This window comes from Stutzerimonas sp. FeSN7, assembly GCF_030263795.1.
GTDB classification, from domain to species: Bacteria; Pseudomonadota; Gammaproteobacteria; order Pseudomonadales; family Pseudomonadaceae; genus Stutzerimonas; species Stutzerimonas stutzeri.
The window spans coordinates 1,613,200-1,625,723 of record NZ_JARPMN010000001.1; the positions used below are offsets into that span (position 1 = coordinate 1,613,200).

The following is a 12,524-nucleotide window of genomic DNA, read 5'->3' on the forward strand; positions in this document are numbered from 1 at the left end:
CGGTGACCGGGCAGGGGCTGCTATCATGGCCGCCTTCTTTTTTGCGTCGCTGTCATGCTCGCCGCGTCGCCGCAGGTACGAGAAACGCCAATGCCGATGTTCGAATCCGATTATTCGCTTGCCTGGGCCCTGTATGGGCTAGCCGCGCTGGGCTGCCTGTTGTTCTGGTTCCGGGTGACGCGCTGGATGTGGCGCTGGTTGCGCGAGCCGCTGCGATTGATCGCGGCCGTGCTGCTGTTCACGCCGACCATCGTCGACCCGGCGAAGGAACTGTTCGCGCCCGCCGTGGCCATTACTGCCATGGACCTGGCGTTCAAGGTCGGCAACAACGCCTGGCGAGCGGTGGCGGATCTTGCGATGTACGGCTTGATCGCCTTCGCGCTGTATCTGCTGCTGGTCGCCATTCGCTGGCCGCTGGAGCGCAGGTACGGCCGGCGCGACGAAGCCGTTGCGGACGAGGACCCACGCACGCTGCGCGAGCGCATGGAAGATGAGCACGATGATGAGCCGGACTACACCCCATCGCGTGGCCGGATGCGCACCGAGCCGCGGATCTGAGCGCAGCCAAACATAGGTTACGAACCTCCATCGGGAGATGACGCATGTGCGAGCTGCTTGGCATGAGCGCCAACGTGCCCACCGATATCGTGTTCAGCTTCACCGGCCTCATGCAGAGAGGCGGCAAGACCGGGCCGCACAAGGACGGCTGGGGCATCGCCTTCTATGAAGGGCGCGGACTACGGCTGTTCCAGGACCCGGTGGCCAGCTGCGAGTCGGAAGTGGCGAGGATGGTGCAGAACTATCTGATCAAGAGCGAAGTGGTGATCGGCCACATCCGCCACGCCAATGTGGGCAAGGTTTCGCTGGTCAATACCCATCCTTTCGTTCGCGAGCTGTGGGGGCAGCACTGGTGCTTCGCGCATAACGGCCAGCTCGCCGACTTCGAGCCGCCTAAGGGCATCTACCGCCCGGTTGGCGACACCGACAGCGAGCGCGCCTTCTGCGACCTGCTGAACCGCATCCGCCTGGATTTCCCGGACCGCTGCCCACCGGACAACCTGCTGCCGGTTCTGCTTGGCGCCTGCGTCGAATACCGCCGCAAGGGAGTCTTCAACTGCCTGCTGAGCAATGGCGAATGGCTGTTCAGCTTCTGCAGCACCAAGCTCGCCGAGATCACCCGGCGCGCGCCGTTCGGGCCGGCGCAGCTGAGGGACGCCGAGCTGACGGTGAACTTCCATGCCGAAACCACACCGGACGACGTGGTCACCGTCCTGGCCACCGAGCCGCTGACGAACAACGAACAATGGACGCTGCACGAGCCCGGCCAGTGGAGTCTATGGCGCCTCGGCGAGTGTATCGCCCGGGGGAGGGTGGCCGAGTGTTGAGGAGTTATCTGCGTCTGACCCTGTTCGCCTTCGGCCTGCTGGTCGGCATCCAGGTGCCGGGATTCATCGAGGCCTATGCGCAGCATGTCGAGGCGCGACGGCTGGAGGCTCAGCAGGGCCTGCAGGGCTTTCAGCAGACGGCGCAGCGCTTCTTCGGCGGCGATCTGGATGCCCTGGTGCGGCATTATCAGGACAGCGACGACCCGGTGTTCCAGAGCGATGCGCAGAGCGTGGAGCAGCTGGTAAGCCGGGCGCGGATGCTGGAGCGCGAATGGCAGGCGATGCAGGGACCGTGGTACGCACGGGCCGCGCACGTCTTGCTTGGCGCACAGCGCAGTCTGCGCGAGCAGGTCTGGAGCAGCTACCGCTTCCAGGTCCTGTTGGCGCCCGAGGCCATCGCCTGGGGTCTGAGCTGTGCGTTGCTGCTGGCCTGGCTGGTGGAGAGCCTGTTGCTGGCCGCCAGTTTCCCGCTTCGCTCGCGGGCGCGACGCTACCGGCCGTATCGCTGAGCACCATCGCCGTGCGCTCAGCGGCCGCCGCCCAGGTGCTGACCGCTCACTTGGCCAGGAACTTCATCCCTTCCTCGAGCCCACTGAGGGTCAGCGGGTACATCCGGTCTTCTACCAGCTCGCGAACGATCCCGGTGGAGGTGGTGTAGCCCCAGGTATCCTTGGGATAGGGGTTGATCCAGATGAGCTTCTTGTACTTCTCCATGAAGCGCTGCATCCACACGTAGCCTGCTTCCTCGTTCCAGTGCTCGACGCTGCCGCCCGGCTGGGTGATCTCATAGGGCGCCATCGCCGCGTCACCGACGAACACCACCTTGTAGTCCGCGCCGTACTTGTGCAGCACATCCAGCGTCGAGGTGCGCTCCGACGTGCGGCGGAAGTTGTTCTTCCACACCGATTCGTAGATGAAATTGTGGAAGTAGAAGTACTCCAGGTGCTTGAACTCGGTCTTGCAGGCAGAGAACAGCTCCTCGCAGACCTTAACGTGGGCGTCCATCGAGCCGCCGATATCGAACAGGATCAGCAGCTTCACCGCGTTGCGCCGCTCCGGTCGCATCTGAATGTTGAGCAGGCCAGCATCGCGCGCGGTATGGTCGATGGTGCCGTCGATGTCCAGTTCGTCCGCCGCGCCCTGACGGGCGAACTTGCGCAGGCGGCGCAGGGCGATCTTGATGTTGCGCGTACCGAGTTCGACCTGGTCGTCGAGGTTCTTGTATTCGCGTTGGTCCCAGACCTTCACCGCCTTGCCCTGGCGTTTGCCGGCATCGCCGATGCGGATGCCTTCGGGGTTGTAGCCGCCGGAGCCGAACGGGCTGGTGCCGCCGGTACCGATCCACTTGTTGCCGCCGGCATGGCGTTCCTTCTGCTCTTCGAGACGCTTCTTGAACTCCTCGATCAGCTTGTCCAGCCCGCCGAGGGACTGGATCTGCGCACGCTCCTCGTCCGTCAGGCTGCGCTCGAACTCCTTGCGCAACCAGTCTTCAGGGATCAGCGCTTCGAGGTGCTGGTCGAGATTCTCCAGGCCCTTGAAGTAGGCACCGAAGGCCCGGTCGAACTTGTCGAAGTGGCGCTCGTCCTTGACCATCACCGTGCGCGCGAGGAAATAGAACTCGTCCATGTCGGCGAACACGACGCGGTGCTTGAGCGCATCGATCAGATCCAGCAGTTCGCGCACCGATACCGGCACCTTGGCGGCGCGCATCTCGTTGAACAGGCCAAGCAGCATGGCAGAAACCTCTGGCGCCGAGGTCGGCGCGATATACGGGCGCTCAGCGTGGGCTGTCGCCGTTGTGTTGGGGCATCCCGTCGCGAATCGCATACCAGTCGGCCTTCGAGTCGACGTAGATATGCGATTGCGGCGGCTCCGGCAGCGGTGAGTCGAGGGTGCCGGCGGCGACGCCGACCTCGTGTTCGCGGTTGTCGACGAACAGCAGATTGGCACCGCAGCGAATGCAGAAGGTGCGCGTGACGTGCTCGGAGGAATGGTAGACGCCGAGCTGATCCTTGCCGGACATGAAGTGGAAGGCATCCAGCGGTACGCTCGCATAGGTGGCGAATGCGGCGCCGTGGGCCTTGCGGCACATCTTGCAGTGGCAATGGGTCAGCGCGTCGATGGGAGCGTCGATGCGATAGCGCACGACCCCGCACAGGCAACTACCGGTATGCGTTTGCATGGTTTCTTCCTCCAGTGAGTGCACGGCCGGCTCCACCGGAAACCGGCGCCGATCAGCGGCTGTTGGCGCGTCGGCTCATGAAGGCTAGACGCTCGAGCAGCATCACGTCCTGCTCGTTCTTGACCAGCGCACCGGCCAGCGGCGGGATTGCACGGGTCGGGTCGCGCTCGCGCAGCACGGCTTCGCCGATGTTGTCGGCCATCAGCAGCTTCAGCCAGTCGACCAGCTCGGAAGTCGAGGGTTTCTTCTTCAGGCCCGGCACCTTGCGCACGTCGAAGAACACGTCCAGGGCTTCGCTGACCAGCGACTGCTTGATGCCCGGATAGTGCACGTCGACGATCTTCTGCAGCGTCTCGCGGTCCGGGAAGGCGATGTAGTGGAAGAAGCAGCGGCGCAGGAAGGCGTCCGGCAGTTCCTTCTCGTTGTTGGAGGTGATGATGATGATCGGCCGCTGCGTTGCCTTGATAGTTTCGTTGGTCTCGTAGACGTAGAACTCCATCTTGTCGAGTTCCTGCAACAGGTCGTTGGGAAACTCGATGTCGGCCTTGTCGATCTCGTCGATCAGCAGGATGACCCGCTCCTCGCTTTCGAAGGCCTCCCACAGCTTGCCCTTCTTGATGTAGTTCTTCACGTCGTGGACCTTGTCCACGCCCAGCTGCGAATCACGCAGCCGGCTGACCGCGTCGTATTCGTAGAGGCCCTGGTGGGCCTTGGTGGTGGACTTGATGTGCCAGGTGATGAGCTTGGCGCCGAAGGATTCGGCCAGCTGCTCGGCCAGCATGGTCTTGCCGGTGCCCGGTTCGCCCTTTACCAGCAGGGGGCGCTGCAGGGTGATGGCGGCGTTGACCGCGAGTTTCAGGTCGTCGGTGGCGACGTAGGACTGGGTGCCTTCGAATTTCATTGCGGATTCCTTCGGCGGGGCCTGGCACGCAGGCGCTCGTTGTAGTCAGGTGGACGACTATAAGGGAAGGCCGTGTGGCTGTGAACGCGAGCGCATCATTCAGTCACTGAATGGCCGTGTGCGTGTTTCTGGTGACGCCCGCGGATCATTCCTCCTCGTCCAGCGCGCGTTCGAAGCGGGCGGTGAAGGCCTCGACGAAGGCATTGCGCAGGATCGCGACGAACGCCTGGAACGGGCTGACGTCCGTTTCCTTGGTCGTGCCGGACAGCTCGACGCGGGTGGCGAACTGGTCCTTGCGCTGGTTTTTCAGCACTTCCTGGCCGCCGCCCACGACCGCCTCCCACAGGCCGCGGAAGAAACCCTTGTCCTCGTTGGCCACGTCCTGCTCGTAGTCGAAGATGTCGACGTTGCGCAGCAGCGGTTTGATATAGCCGTCGAGCTGGCTGTTGCTGGCCTCGACTTCGACCACCAGGTCGCCGGTGCCGCCGGCGAAATCGAACTTGCCATAGGCCCGGCTGAGGTCGTTCAGCTGCTTGAGCGGCACCCCTGTCACGCGCAGATTCACCTCGAAGTCTTCCCAGTCGGTGAACGGGTCGAAGCGCGCGGTCGCCTCGATCGGCGCCTGATTGAACAGCTTGCCGGTGCCCTCGAAGGTCGCCGTGCGAGTGCCGTCGGCATCGTCGGTGTTGGTCAGGTTGTACAGGCTCGCCTGGATGTCGCTGGCATACACGTGCACCTGCGGGTCGGAGGAAAAATTGCGGAACGACAGCTGGCCGTCCACTACGCGAATCTCGTTGAGCGTGATGGGCACCAGCGCATCGAGCTGGTCGCGCCAGTCGACGCCTTCGCCGCTCTGCGAGTCGCCACTGTCGCCGCCATCGACGAAGTTCAGGTGTGGCTGCTTGAAGACGACCTCGCCGACGATTTCGCGGTGGCGCAGGATCGCGTCCCAGCTGATGGCGATATCGATGCTCGGCGCCTTGAACAGGGGGGCTTGCACCCGCTTGTCCTTCTTTTCGATCAGCAGGCCTTCGACCCGGTAGGCGCCACGCCACCAGACCAGGTCGACATCCTCGACATGGCCCTGATAGTCCCCCATGTCGGCCATCTTCTCGTTCAGGAAGTTGCGCACCAGGTGCGGCAGGGCGAGATGCAGCAGGATCAGCAGCAGGCCGAGCGCTAGCAGGATCCACAGGGGAAGCAGGCGGCGAGTCATGGCATTCCGGGATGTGCGAGGTTATGCACGATGGACCCCGGCCAGCAGGCATGAGTTCGGCTGGACTGTCGTCAGGACTGCGCATAGGCTGAACGGTCTGATACTCCTCGGACAGGGCCTTCCCATGAGTCGCATATACGCAGACAACGCACGCTCCATCGGCAACACCCCGCTGGTCATGATCAATCGTCTCGGGCCGAAGGGCGTGAGCATCATGGCCAAGATCGAGGGGCGCAATCCGGCCTATTCGGTGAAGTGTCGGATCGGCGCAGGGATGATCTGGGACGCCGAAGACAGCGGCCGGATCAAGCCCGGCATGACGCTGGTCGAGCCTACCTCGGGCAACACCGGGATCGGCCTGGCATTCGTCGCCGCCGCGCGCGGTTACAAACTGATGCTGACCATGCCGGCTTCGATGAGCCTGGAGCGACGCAAGGTGCTCAAGGCGCTCGGCGCCGAACTGGTACTCACCGAGCCGGCCAAGGGCATGAAGGGCGCTATCGAGAAGGCTGCGGAGATCGCCGCCTCGAACCCGGAGCAGTACTACATGCCCCAGCAGTTCGAGAATCCGTCCAATCCGGCGATTCACGAAAAGACCACCGGGCCGGAAATCTGGAACGACACCGATGGCGGCATCGATGTGCTGGTGGCTGGCGTCGGCACAGGGGGCACCATCACCGGCGTGTCGCGCTATATCAAGAACACCAAGGGCAAGCAGATCCTGAGCGTTGCCGTGGAGCCCGCCAGCTCCCCGGTGATCAGCCAGACGCTGGCCGGTGAAGAGGTGAAGCCCTGCCCGCACAAGATCCAGGGCATCGGTGCCGGCTTCGTACCGAAGAACCTCGACCTGTCGATGGTCGACCGCGTCGAGCTGGTCGATGACGACGAGGCCAAGCAGATGGCGCTGCGACTGATGCGCGAAGAGGGCATTCTGTGCGGCATCTCCTGCGGAGCGGCGATGGCGGCGGCGGTACGGCTGGCCGAACGGCCGGAAATGCAGGGCAAGAATATCGTCGTGATCCTGCCGGACTCCGGCGAGCGCTACCTGTCCAGCATGCTGTTCAGCGACATGTTCAGCGAGCAGGAACTGGTGCAGTAATACGCCTCGCGGCGCGGCTGCGATGTCAGCCGCGTCGCAGGTCCGCCTGTGGCTGGGCTGGCGGCGTTGGTCGCAGGATCAGCCACAACGCCAGTGCGATCAGTGCACCGCCCTGGACATAGGCCCAGGACAGCGGTTCATCGAGCAACAGCACGCCCCACAGCACGCCGAATGGCGGGATCAGGAAGGTCACGGTCAGCGTCTTGACCGGGCCGATGTCCGCCAGCAGGCGAAAGTACAGGATGTAGGCGAACGCCGTGCAGACCAGTCCGAGCCCCAGCAGGCTGAGCCAGACGGTCTGGTCGCCCCAGCTCACCGGCGGTGCGTTCAGCACGGAAAGAACGAACAGTGGCAACAGGCAAAGCGTTGCCCCTGCCTGGCTGCCGAATGCCACCACCTCGCTGTTCAGGCTGTCGCCCTGCTGGTTGATCCAGCGGCGGGTAAGGAAGCCGCCTACGCCATAGCAGGCCGTCGCGCCCAGGCACGCCAGCGCACCGAGCAGCACGTCCGTGTCGAAGGGCACCGGGCCGATGCGCATCAGCAGGGCAACACCGCCGAGTCCGCTGAGCACGCCAACGATCTTGGCCAGCGTCAGCTCCTCGGCAAAGAACAGGGCGCCGATCAGCACGCCCATCATCGGCGTGGTCGCGTTGAAAATGGCCGAATAGCCGGCCGGCAGCAGCTGTGCCGCCACGGAGTACAGCACGAACGGCACGCCGGAGTTGATCGCGCCGAGCACCAGGCACAGGCCGAGCTTGCCGTGGAAGTCCCAGCGTGTGCGCATCAGAGCCAGGATCGCCATCAGGCCGACGGTCGCCAGCAGTACGCGAAAGAAGGCGGTGGGAAAGGTCCCGAGTACGGGGGCGATGATGCGCAGGAACAGAAAGCTCGCGCCCCAGATGGCGGCAAGGCCGAGCAGGCGAAGCAGGTCAAGCGGTCGCATGGACTGGCTCCATCTCACGAAGCAGCAAGTGTTGTCGCCCTTTGCGCAACTGGCAATCCGAAACCGACTTTCAAACAGCGGGCTGCTAAGCTCGGCGAACCTTCATGTCCGGCAGTGGGTGCATCATGGTGCAGCACGAACTGGCCGCGGAAATCGCGCGGCAGATTCTCCTCGGCTTCGACGATTATCGAGAGCATTTCCGTCTGATCACCGAAGGCGCGCGGGCGCGCTTCGAGCAGGCGCAGTGGCAGGAAGCCCAGCGCGCCTCCGCAGCGCGGATCAGTCTCTACGAGGAGAAGGTGGGGGAAACCCGGCGCCGTTTGCTGGCGAGCTTCGATCATGCCGACCTGCTCCAGGTCGAGGCGTGGCCGCAGATCAAGAGTGCCTACATCGAGCTGATCAACCCGCGCTTCGACGATGAACTGTCGGAAACCTGGTACAACTCGATCTTCTGCGGGCTGTTCAGCCACGACTGCATCAGCGACGGCACCATGTTCATCCATACCACCCGGCCTGCGGTGCGTGCTCATGAGCGGCTGGCGCAGACGCGTCGCTACCGCCCGAACGGTGATCTGCGCGGGATGCTGGAGCAGATCCTGCGCGACTATGCGTTCTCGGTGCCGTACTGCGATCTGCCGGGTGATCTTCAACGGTTGCAGACGCAGCTCTGCGAGACGCTGCCTGACTGGGTCTGCAAGGACCCCGAGCTGACCGTCGAGGTGTTCGTGTCGGTGCTCTATCGCAACAAGGGCGCGTATCTGATCGGGCGCATCTTCACCTGCGACGAGCAGTGGCCATTGGCGATTCCGCTGTTGCATCGCGATGGTCAGGGCATCGTGGCCGATGCGCTGATCACGGACGAGGCGGAGGTGTCGATCATCTTTTCCTTCACTCGTTCCTACTTCATGGTCGAGGTGCCGATCCCTGCCGAGTTCGTCGGCTTTCTCAAGCGCATCCTGCCCAGCAAGCACATCGCCGAGCTGTACAGCTCGATCGGCTTCTACAAGCATGGCAAGTCCGAGTTCTACCGCGCACTGATCGACCACCTGGCCAATACCGATGACCGTTTCGTCATGGCGCCTGGGGTACGCGGCATGGTGATGACGGTGTTCACGCTGCCCGGCTTCAACACGGTGTTCAAACTGATCAAGGATCGCTTCTCGCCGATCAAGAGCGTCAACCGCGCCAACGTGATCGAGAAGTACCGGCTGGTGAAAAGCGTCGATCGGGTAGGGCGTATGGCCGATACCCAGGAGTTCGCGGACTTCCGTTTCCCCAAAGCCAAGTTCGAGCCTGAATGCCTGGCCGAACTGCTGGAAGTCGCCCCATCGACGGTGGAGGTGCAGGGCGACACCGTGCTGGTGCGGCATTGCTGGACCGAGCGGCGCATGACGCCACTGAACCTCTATCTGGAAAACGCCAGTGAACAGCAGGTACGCGAGGCGCTGGAAGACTACGGCCTGGCGATCAAGCAGCTGGCGGCAGCCAATATATTTCCCGGCGACATGCTGCTGAAGAACTTCGGCGTCACCCGCCATGGTCGAGTGGTGTTCTACGATTACGACGAGATTAGCTTTCTCACCGAGGTGAATTTCCGCCACATACCGCCGCCGCGCTACCCGGAGGACGAAATGGCGTCCGAGCCCTGGTATTCGGTGGGGCCGAATGACGTCTTTCCCGAGGAATTTCCGCGCTTTCTGTTCGCCGATCTCGGCCAGCGTCGACTCTTCGCCAGCCTGCACGGGGAGCTCTACGACGCCGATTACTGGAAGGGGCTGCAGGATGCCATCCGCCAGGGTAAGGTGATCGACGTCTTCCCCTATCGGCGCAAGGCCGACCGCAACTGACGCAGTGCCGTCCGCGAAGTCGGTGGAACGCCCAAGCGCCCGCTCGGTCGCAGATGTAAAGCGCCGTAACAAAGCGGCGCCCGTGCAGCAACGTATGGCCACATTGCGTGCGAGCACCAGGCCGGAACTTGGATTATGCTGTCCACATAGGCCGCATGGCTCCGATGTAGCCCGTTATCTAGCAGGAGGGTATGACCATGAAAGCATGGCTCAATGAAATGTATTGGAAGCTGGCGGTCGCTCTTGGCTTGATCGAACCGCCTCGTATGCAACTCATCCCCGTACGCGCCCGCCGCGAGCAGGAGCGTCGCGCCCAACGCTGAGCCGCGTCACGCGGTGGGCAGGGCCGGTCCGCCGCGTTCGACGGCTCGTTGATAGGCGGGCCGTTGCTGTATGCGTTCGAGAAAGTCCAACAGGCGCGGGCGGCTCTGGTCCAGCCCCGCTCTCGAGCGTGCCGCCTCGAGCGGAAAGCTCATCTGAATATCCGCCGCGCTGAAGCTGTCTCCTGCGAACCAGGGGGATTTCTCCAGCTCCGCTTCCATATAGTCCAGATGCGTCTTCAGTTGAGGACCGATGAACGCCTTGTGCGCGCCGTTGGCGATGGCACGGGCTACCGGCTTGATGAAAAACGGCATCGGCCCGCTGGCGACCCGGTCGAACACCAGCTTCAGCAGAAGCGGCGGCATGGCCGACCCTTCCGCGTAATGCATCCAGTAGCGAAACCGTCGGTAGTCGGCGCTTCCCTGGGCCGGCATCAGCCGACCGTTGGCGTAGCGCTCCAGCAGGTATTCGAGAATCGCAGCCGACTCTGCCAGGGTCAGGTCACCGTCAGTGATAACCGGGGATTTGCCCAACGGGTGAACGGCTTTCAGTTCCGGCGGAGCGAGCATGGTTTTCGGATCGCGCCCGTAGCGCTTCAACTCGTACAGCAGCTCCAGTTCCTCCAGCATCCAGAGCACGCGGTGCGAGCGGGAATGGTTCAGGTGGTGGACGGTGATCATGCGGGCTCCTCGGTAGCGGGTCGGGGCAAGCATAGCCGTTCGGCAGAGCACTGCCCGATCTGGCAGACTTCTCGGCCGAGGTGAACCATGTCCAGACCACGCTGCTCCCGCTGCCAACGCCCGTCGCTGCACTGCCTGTGCGCATTGATTCCGTCTCTGCAAAGCCGCACGCAGATCGTCATCCTGCAGCACCTCAGCGAAGCGAGCCATGCACTGAATACTGCGCGCCTGGCGGCGTTGGGCTTGCGCAGCGCGCAGTTGCAGATCGGCGAGCGTTTCGATGAGGTCGCTGATGCAGTGCCGACCTATCTGCTCTTTCCCGGCGAGGACGCCGTGCCGCTGTCAGTCGTCGCCCACGATGACTTGCCGGTGCGCCTGATCGTGCCGGACGGCACCTGGCGCAAGGCGCGCAAGCTCCTGCACCTCAATCCCTGGCTCGCAGCGCTACCGCGGGTCGCGCTACCGGAGGGGCTGTCCTCGCGCTATCGGTTGCGCAAGGCATCTATGCCCGGTGCGCTGTCCACCATCGAGGCCATCGTCGCCGCCTTGAACACCCTCGAGGCGCCCGAGCGGTACGATGACCTTCTGCGACCGTTCGAGGCGCTGATCGAAGGGCAGATCGACGCGATGGGGGCGGATGTCTACCGGCGCAATCACGGTGGTTGATAGAGTTCTGGCGGGACAGGCTCCAGCCTGCAGATAGGCTGAGCGTTCAGCGCGGCTCGGGCTGCTTGGCGACCGCCAGGGTTTTTTGCCTGAGGATGTACAACGTCACCAGTGTCGCGCTCAGCAGCATACCGACGCGTGCCCAGACAAACGGGACCAGCCAGCAGGAGACGCTGATGCTGATCCACATCGTTGCAATGGCGTAGACCTTGCCCTTGAGTGGGATGCCGTTGCCTTCGAGGTAGTCGCGAAACCATGGCCCGAGATGCGGGTGATCGACCAGCCAGCCGTAGAACCGCCGTGAGCTGCGCACGAAGCAGGCGGCGGCCAGCAGCAGGAAGGGAGTGGTTGGCAACACGGGCAGGAAGATGCCGATCACGCCCAGCGCCACGGCGAGCCAGCCTACCGTGAGCAGCGTCATGCGGATGACCGGATTGCGGTGCTGCCGAATGTCGCGATGGGCCATGGCGCTACTCGCTGCTGCCGTGCAGACCGCCACGAATGGGGAACGACAGCCGGGTGCTATCCGGACCCGGGCGGTGCAGAAGCCGAAGGCCTGAGGGCTGGGACATGGACGGCTCCTCCTGGCAGAGAGCGGCGGTTAGGCTTCGCAGCCTGCCGCCGTCGCCTGCGTCCGGCATCGAGCCGCGATCAGTGGCGGCGCGGCTTGAGCAGGGCGGGTTTTTCTTCCGGTGCATGGCAGATCAGGTATAGCGCTGTCAGCAGCTCCGGAATCTGCGCCACCATTTCATCCACCAGATCGGGATTATCGGCGATATCGGCAAATTCCGGCTGTTCGTCGAACAGCCCCGAGCCGACCATTATCGGCAGCAACAGCTCGCTGACCTCCTCCTCGGAGTCTTCGAACCAGACTGCTTCGCGCATGAATACGCCTTCCATGAAGCCGATGCACCAGCCGCGCAGGTCGGACTCGTCCGGGTCTTCTCCGAGGTCCAGTTCGCACGGCAGTTCCATGTCCTCGTCGCTGGCCAGCTGGCGCGCGATATGGGCCTTGAGCTGGACCAGCGTGGCCTCGATGGCCTCGCGTTCCGTGTCGTCCTTGTATTTCGGTGGTTCGGAAAACAATGCATCGATCCACTCGCGCTCGGGTACCTGTTCCGAACAGATGCACAGCGCTGTCAGGTAGCCATGGGCGGCGATGTAATCCAGTGCTTCCTCATGCAGATCATCTGCATCCAGGAAGACTTGCAGGCGGGCGAGTTGCTCGGCGAATGACATCGGGAACTACCTTGGGGTGGGAAGACAACCCGGATTCTAGACGAG

15 protein-coding genes are annotated in these 12,524 nt (G+C 63.4%); 7 read left to right on the plus strand and 8 right to left on the minus strand.

Annotated features, from left to right (window positions below; all coding sequences use genetic code 11):
- Positions 1-90: 90 nt before the first annotated feature.
- The 3 genes from P5703_RS07570 to P5703_RS07580 are packed head-to-tail and all read left to right on the plus strand — an operon-like array spanning position 91 to position 1,894.
- Positions 91-558, plus strand: a complete 468-nt coding sequence (locus P5703_RS07570) for a hypothetical protein (RefSeq protein ID WP_017245246.1) — start codon at positions 91-93, stop codon at positions 556-558.
- Between the two features lie 44 nt (positions 559-602).
- Entirely contained in the window at positions 603-1,385 is a 783-nt protein-coding gene (locus tag P5703_RS07575) for a class II glutamine amidotransferase (RefSeq protein WP_285586012.1), read from the plus strand.
- On the plus strand, positions 1,379-1,894 hold the full coding sequence (locus P5703_RS07580) for a DUF2937 family protein (RefSeq protein ID WP_019407003.1): 516 nt from the start codon (positions 1,379-1,381) through the stop codon (positions 1,892-1,894). The genes P5703_RS07575 and P5703_RS07580 overlap by 7 nt, the downstream gene beginning before the upstream one ends.
- A gap of 46 nt (positions 1,895-1,940) precedes the next feature.
- Here the strand turns inward: P5703_RS07580 and P5703_RS07585 are convergent, their stop codons facing one another.
- The 4 genes from P5703_RS07585 to P5703_RS07600 all read right to left on the minus strand — a co-directional run bounded on the left by P5703_RS07585 (position 1,941) and on the right by P5703_RS07600 (position 5,684).
- Positions 1,941-3,119, minus strand: coding sequence for a vWA domain-containing protein (locus P5703_RS07585; protein WP_011913593.1), 1,179 nt, complete (start codon positions 3,117-3,119; stop codon positions 1,941-1,943).
- Positions 3,120-3,162: 43 nt separating this feature from the next.
- A complete protein-coding gene (locus P5703_RS07590; protein ID WP_011913592.1) occupies positions 3,163-3,567 on the minus strand; it encodes a GFA family protein in 405 nt (134 codons plus the stop codon).
- A gap of 52 nt (positions 3,568-3,619) precedes the next feature.
- On the minus strand, positions 3,620-4,468 hold the full coding sequence (locus P5703_RS07595; protein ID WP_011913591.1) for an AAA family ATPase: 849 nt from the start codon (positions 4,466-4,468) through the stop codon (positions 3,620-3,622).
- Between the two features lie 145 nt (positions 4,469-4,613).
- Positions 4,614-5,684: a DUF748 domain-containing protein gene (locus tag P5703_RS07600; protein ID WP_013983085.1), complete on the minus strand. Its 1,071-nt coding sequence runs from the start codon at positions 5,682-5,684 to the stop codon at positions 4,614-4,616.
- A 124-nt stretch (positions 5,685-5,808) separates the two neighbouring features.
- Between P5703_RS07600 and cysK the strand changes: the two genes are divergently transcribed.
- On the plus strand, positions 5,809-6,783 hold the full coding sequence (gene cysK, locus P5703_RS07605) for a cysteine synthase A (protein ID WP_095461087.1): 975 nt from the start codon (positions 5,809-5,811) through the stop codon (positions 6,781-6,783).
- Between the two features lie 25 nt (positions 6,784-6,808).
- Here cysK and P5703_RS07610 read toward each other — a convergent pair whose 3' ends face one another.
- On the minus strand, positions 6,809-7,726 hold the full coding sequence (locus P5703_RS07610) for a DMT family transporter (RefSeq protein ID WP_019406108.1): 918 nt from the start codon (positions 7,724-7,726) through the stop codon (positions 6,809-6,811).
- A gap of 125 nt (positions 7,727-7,851) precedes the next feature.
- On the opposite strand from P5703_RS07610, the gene aceK reads away from it, so the two are divergent.
- Positions 7,852-9,573 (plus strand): bifunctional isocitrate dehydrogenase kinase/phosphatase, encoded by a 1,722-nt coding sequence (gene aceK / locus P5703_RS07615; protein WP_048328885.1) that lies wholly within the window; start codon positions 7,852-7,854, stop codon positions 9,571-9,573.
- Positions 9,574-9,770: 197 nt separating this feature from the next.
- On the plus strand, positions 9,771-9,896 hold the full coding sequence (locus P5703_RS07620; RefSeq protein WP_256068839.1) for a PA1414 family protein: 126 nt from the start codon (positions 9,771-9,773) through the stop codon (positions 9,894-9,896).
- 6 nt (positions 9,897-9,902) lie between these two features.
- On the opposite strand, the gene P5703_RS07625 is transcribed toward P5703_RS07620, so the two are convergent.
- The gene (locus tag P5703_RS07625) at positions 9,903-10,574 is read right to left on the minus strand and encodes a glutathione S-transferase (RefSeq protein ID WP_048328886.1); all 672 of its coding nucleotides are present in this window, start codon (positions 10,572-10,574) and stop codon (positions 9,903-9,905) included.
- Positions 10,575-10,661: 87 nt separating this feature from the next.
- On the opposite strand from P5703_RS07625, the gene P5703_RS07630 reads away from it, so the two are divergent.
- A complete protein-coding gene (locus P5703_RS07630; protein ID WP_014596996.1) occupies positions 10,662-11,240 on the plus strand; it encodes a tRNA-uridine aminocarboxypropyltransferase in 579 nt (192 codons plus the stop codon).
- Between the two features lie 46 nt (positions 11,241-11,286).
- Here P5703_RS07630 and P5703_RS07635 read toward each other — a convergent pair whose 3' ends face one another.
- Together P5703_RS07635 and P5703_RS07640 are read right to left on the minus strand one after the other, a co-directional pair.
- Complete coding sequence (locus P5703_RS07635) at positions 11,287-11,706, minus strand: YbaN family protein (protein WP_011913583.1); 420 nt, start codon at positions 11,704-11,706, stop codon at positions 11,287-11,289.
- A gap of 185 nt (positions 11,707-11,891) precedes the next feature.
- The gene (locus P5703_RS07640) at positions 11,892-12,479 is read right to left on the minus strand and encodes a UPF0149 family protein (RefSeq protein ID WP_011913582.1); all 588 of its coding nucleotides are present in this window, start codon (positions 12,477-12,479) and stop codon (positions 11,892-11,894) included.
- Positions 12,480-12,524 lie beyond the last annotated feature (45 nt).

Excerpts from the sequence above, each read along its gene's own strand:
- P5703_RS07570 (WP_017245246.1), top strand. The coding sequence starts at position 91 with ATGCCGATGTTCGAATCCGATTATTCGCTTGCCTGGGCCCTGTATGGG.
- P5703_RS07575 (WP_285586012.1), top strand. The coding sequence starts at position 603 with ATGTGCGAGCTGCTTGGCATGAGCGCCAACGTGCCCACCGATATCGTG.
- P5703_RS07585 (WP_011913593.1), bottom strand. The coding sequence starts at position 3,119 with ATGCTGCTTGGCCTGTTCAACGAGATGCGCGCCGCCAAGGTGCCGGTA.
- P5703_RS07590 (WP_011913592.1), bottom strand. The coding sequence starts at position 3,567 with ATGCAAACGCATACCGGTAGTTGCCTGTGCGGGGTCGTGCGCTATCGC.
- P5703_RS07595 (WP_011913591.1), bottom strand. The coding sequence starts at position 4,468 with ATGAAATTCGAAGGCACCCAGTCCTACGTCGCCACCGACGACCTGAAA.
- P5703_RS07600 (WP_013983085.1), bottom strand. The coding sequence starts at position 5,684 with ATGACTCGCCGCCTGCTTCCCCTGTGGATCCTGCTAGCGCTCGGCCTG.
- cysK (WP_095461087.1), top strand. The coding sequence starts at position 5,809 with ATGAGTCGCATATACGCAGACAACGCACGCTCCATCGGCAACACCCCG.
- P5703_RS07610 (WP_019406108.1), bottom strand. The coding sequence starts at position 7,726 with ATGCGACCGCTTGACCTGCTTCGCCTGCTCGGCCTTGCCGCCATCTGG.
- aceK (WP_048328885.1), top strand. The coding sequence starts at position 7,852 with ATGGTGCAGCACGAACTGGCCGCGGAAATCGCGCGGCAGATTCTCCTC.
- P5703_RS07620 (WP_256068839.1), top strand. The coding sequence starts at position 9,771 with ATGAAAGCATGGCTCAATGAAATGTATTGGAAGCTGGCGGTCGCTCTT.
- P5703_RS07625 (WP_048328886.1), bottom strand. The coding sequence starts at position 10,574 with ATGATCACCGTCCACCACCTGAACCATTCCCGCTCGCACCGCGTGCTC.
- P5703_RS07630 (WP_014596996.1), top strand. The coding sequence starts at position 10,662 with ATGTCCAGACCACGCTGCTCCCGCTGCCAACGCCCGTCGCTGCACTGC.
- P5703_RS07635 (WP_011913583.1), bottom strand. The coding sequence starts at position 11,706 with ATGGCCCATCGCGACATTCGGCAGCACCGCAATCCGGTCATCCGCATG.
- P5703_RS07640 (WP_011913582.1), bottom strand. The coding sequence starts at position 12,479 with ATGTCATTCGCCGAGCAACTCGCCCGCCTGCAAGTCTTCCTGGATGCA.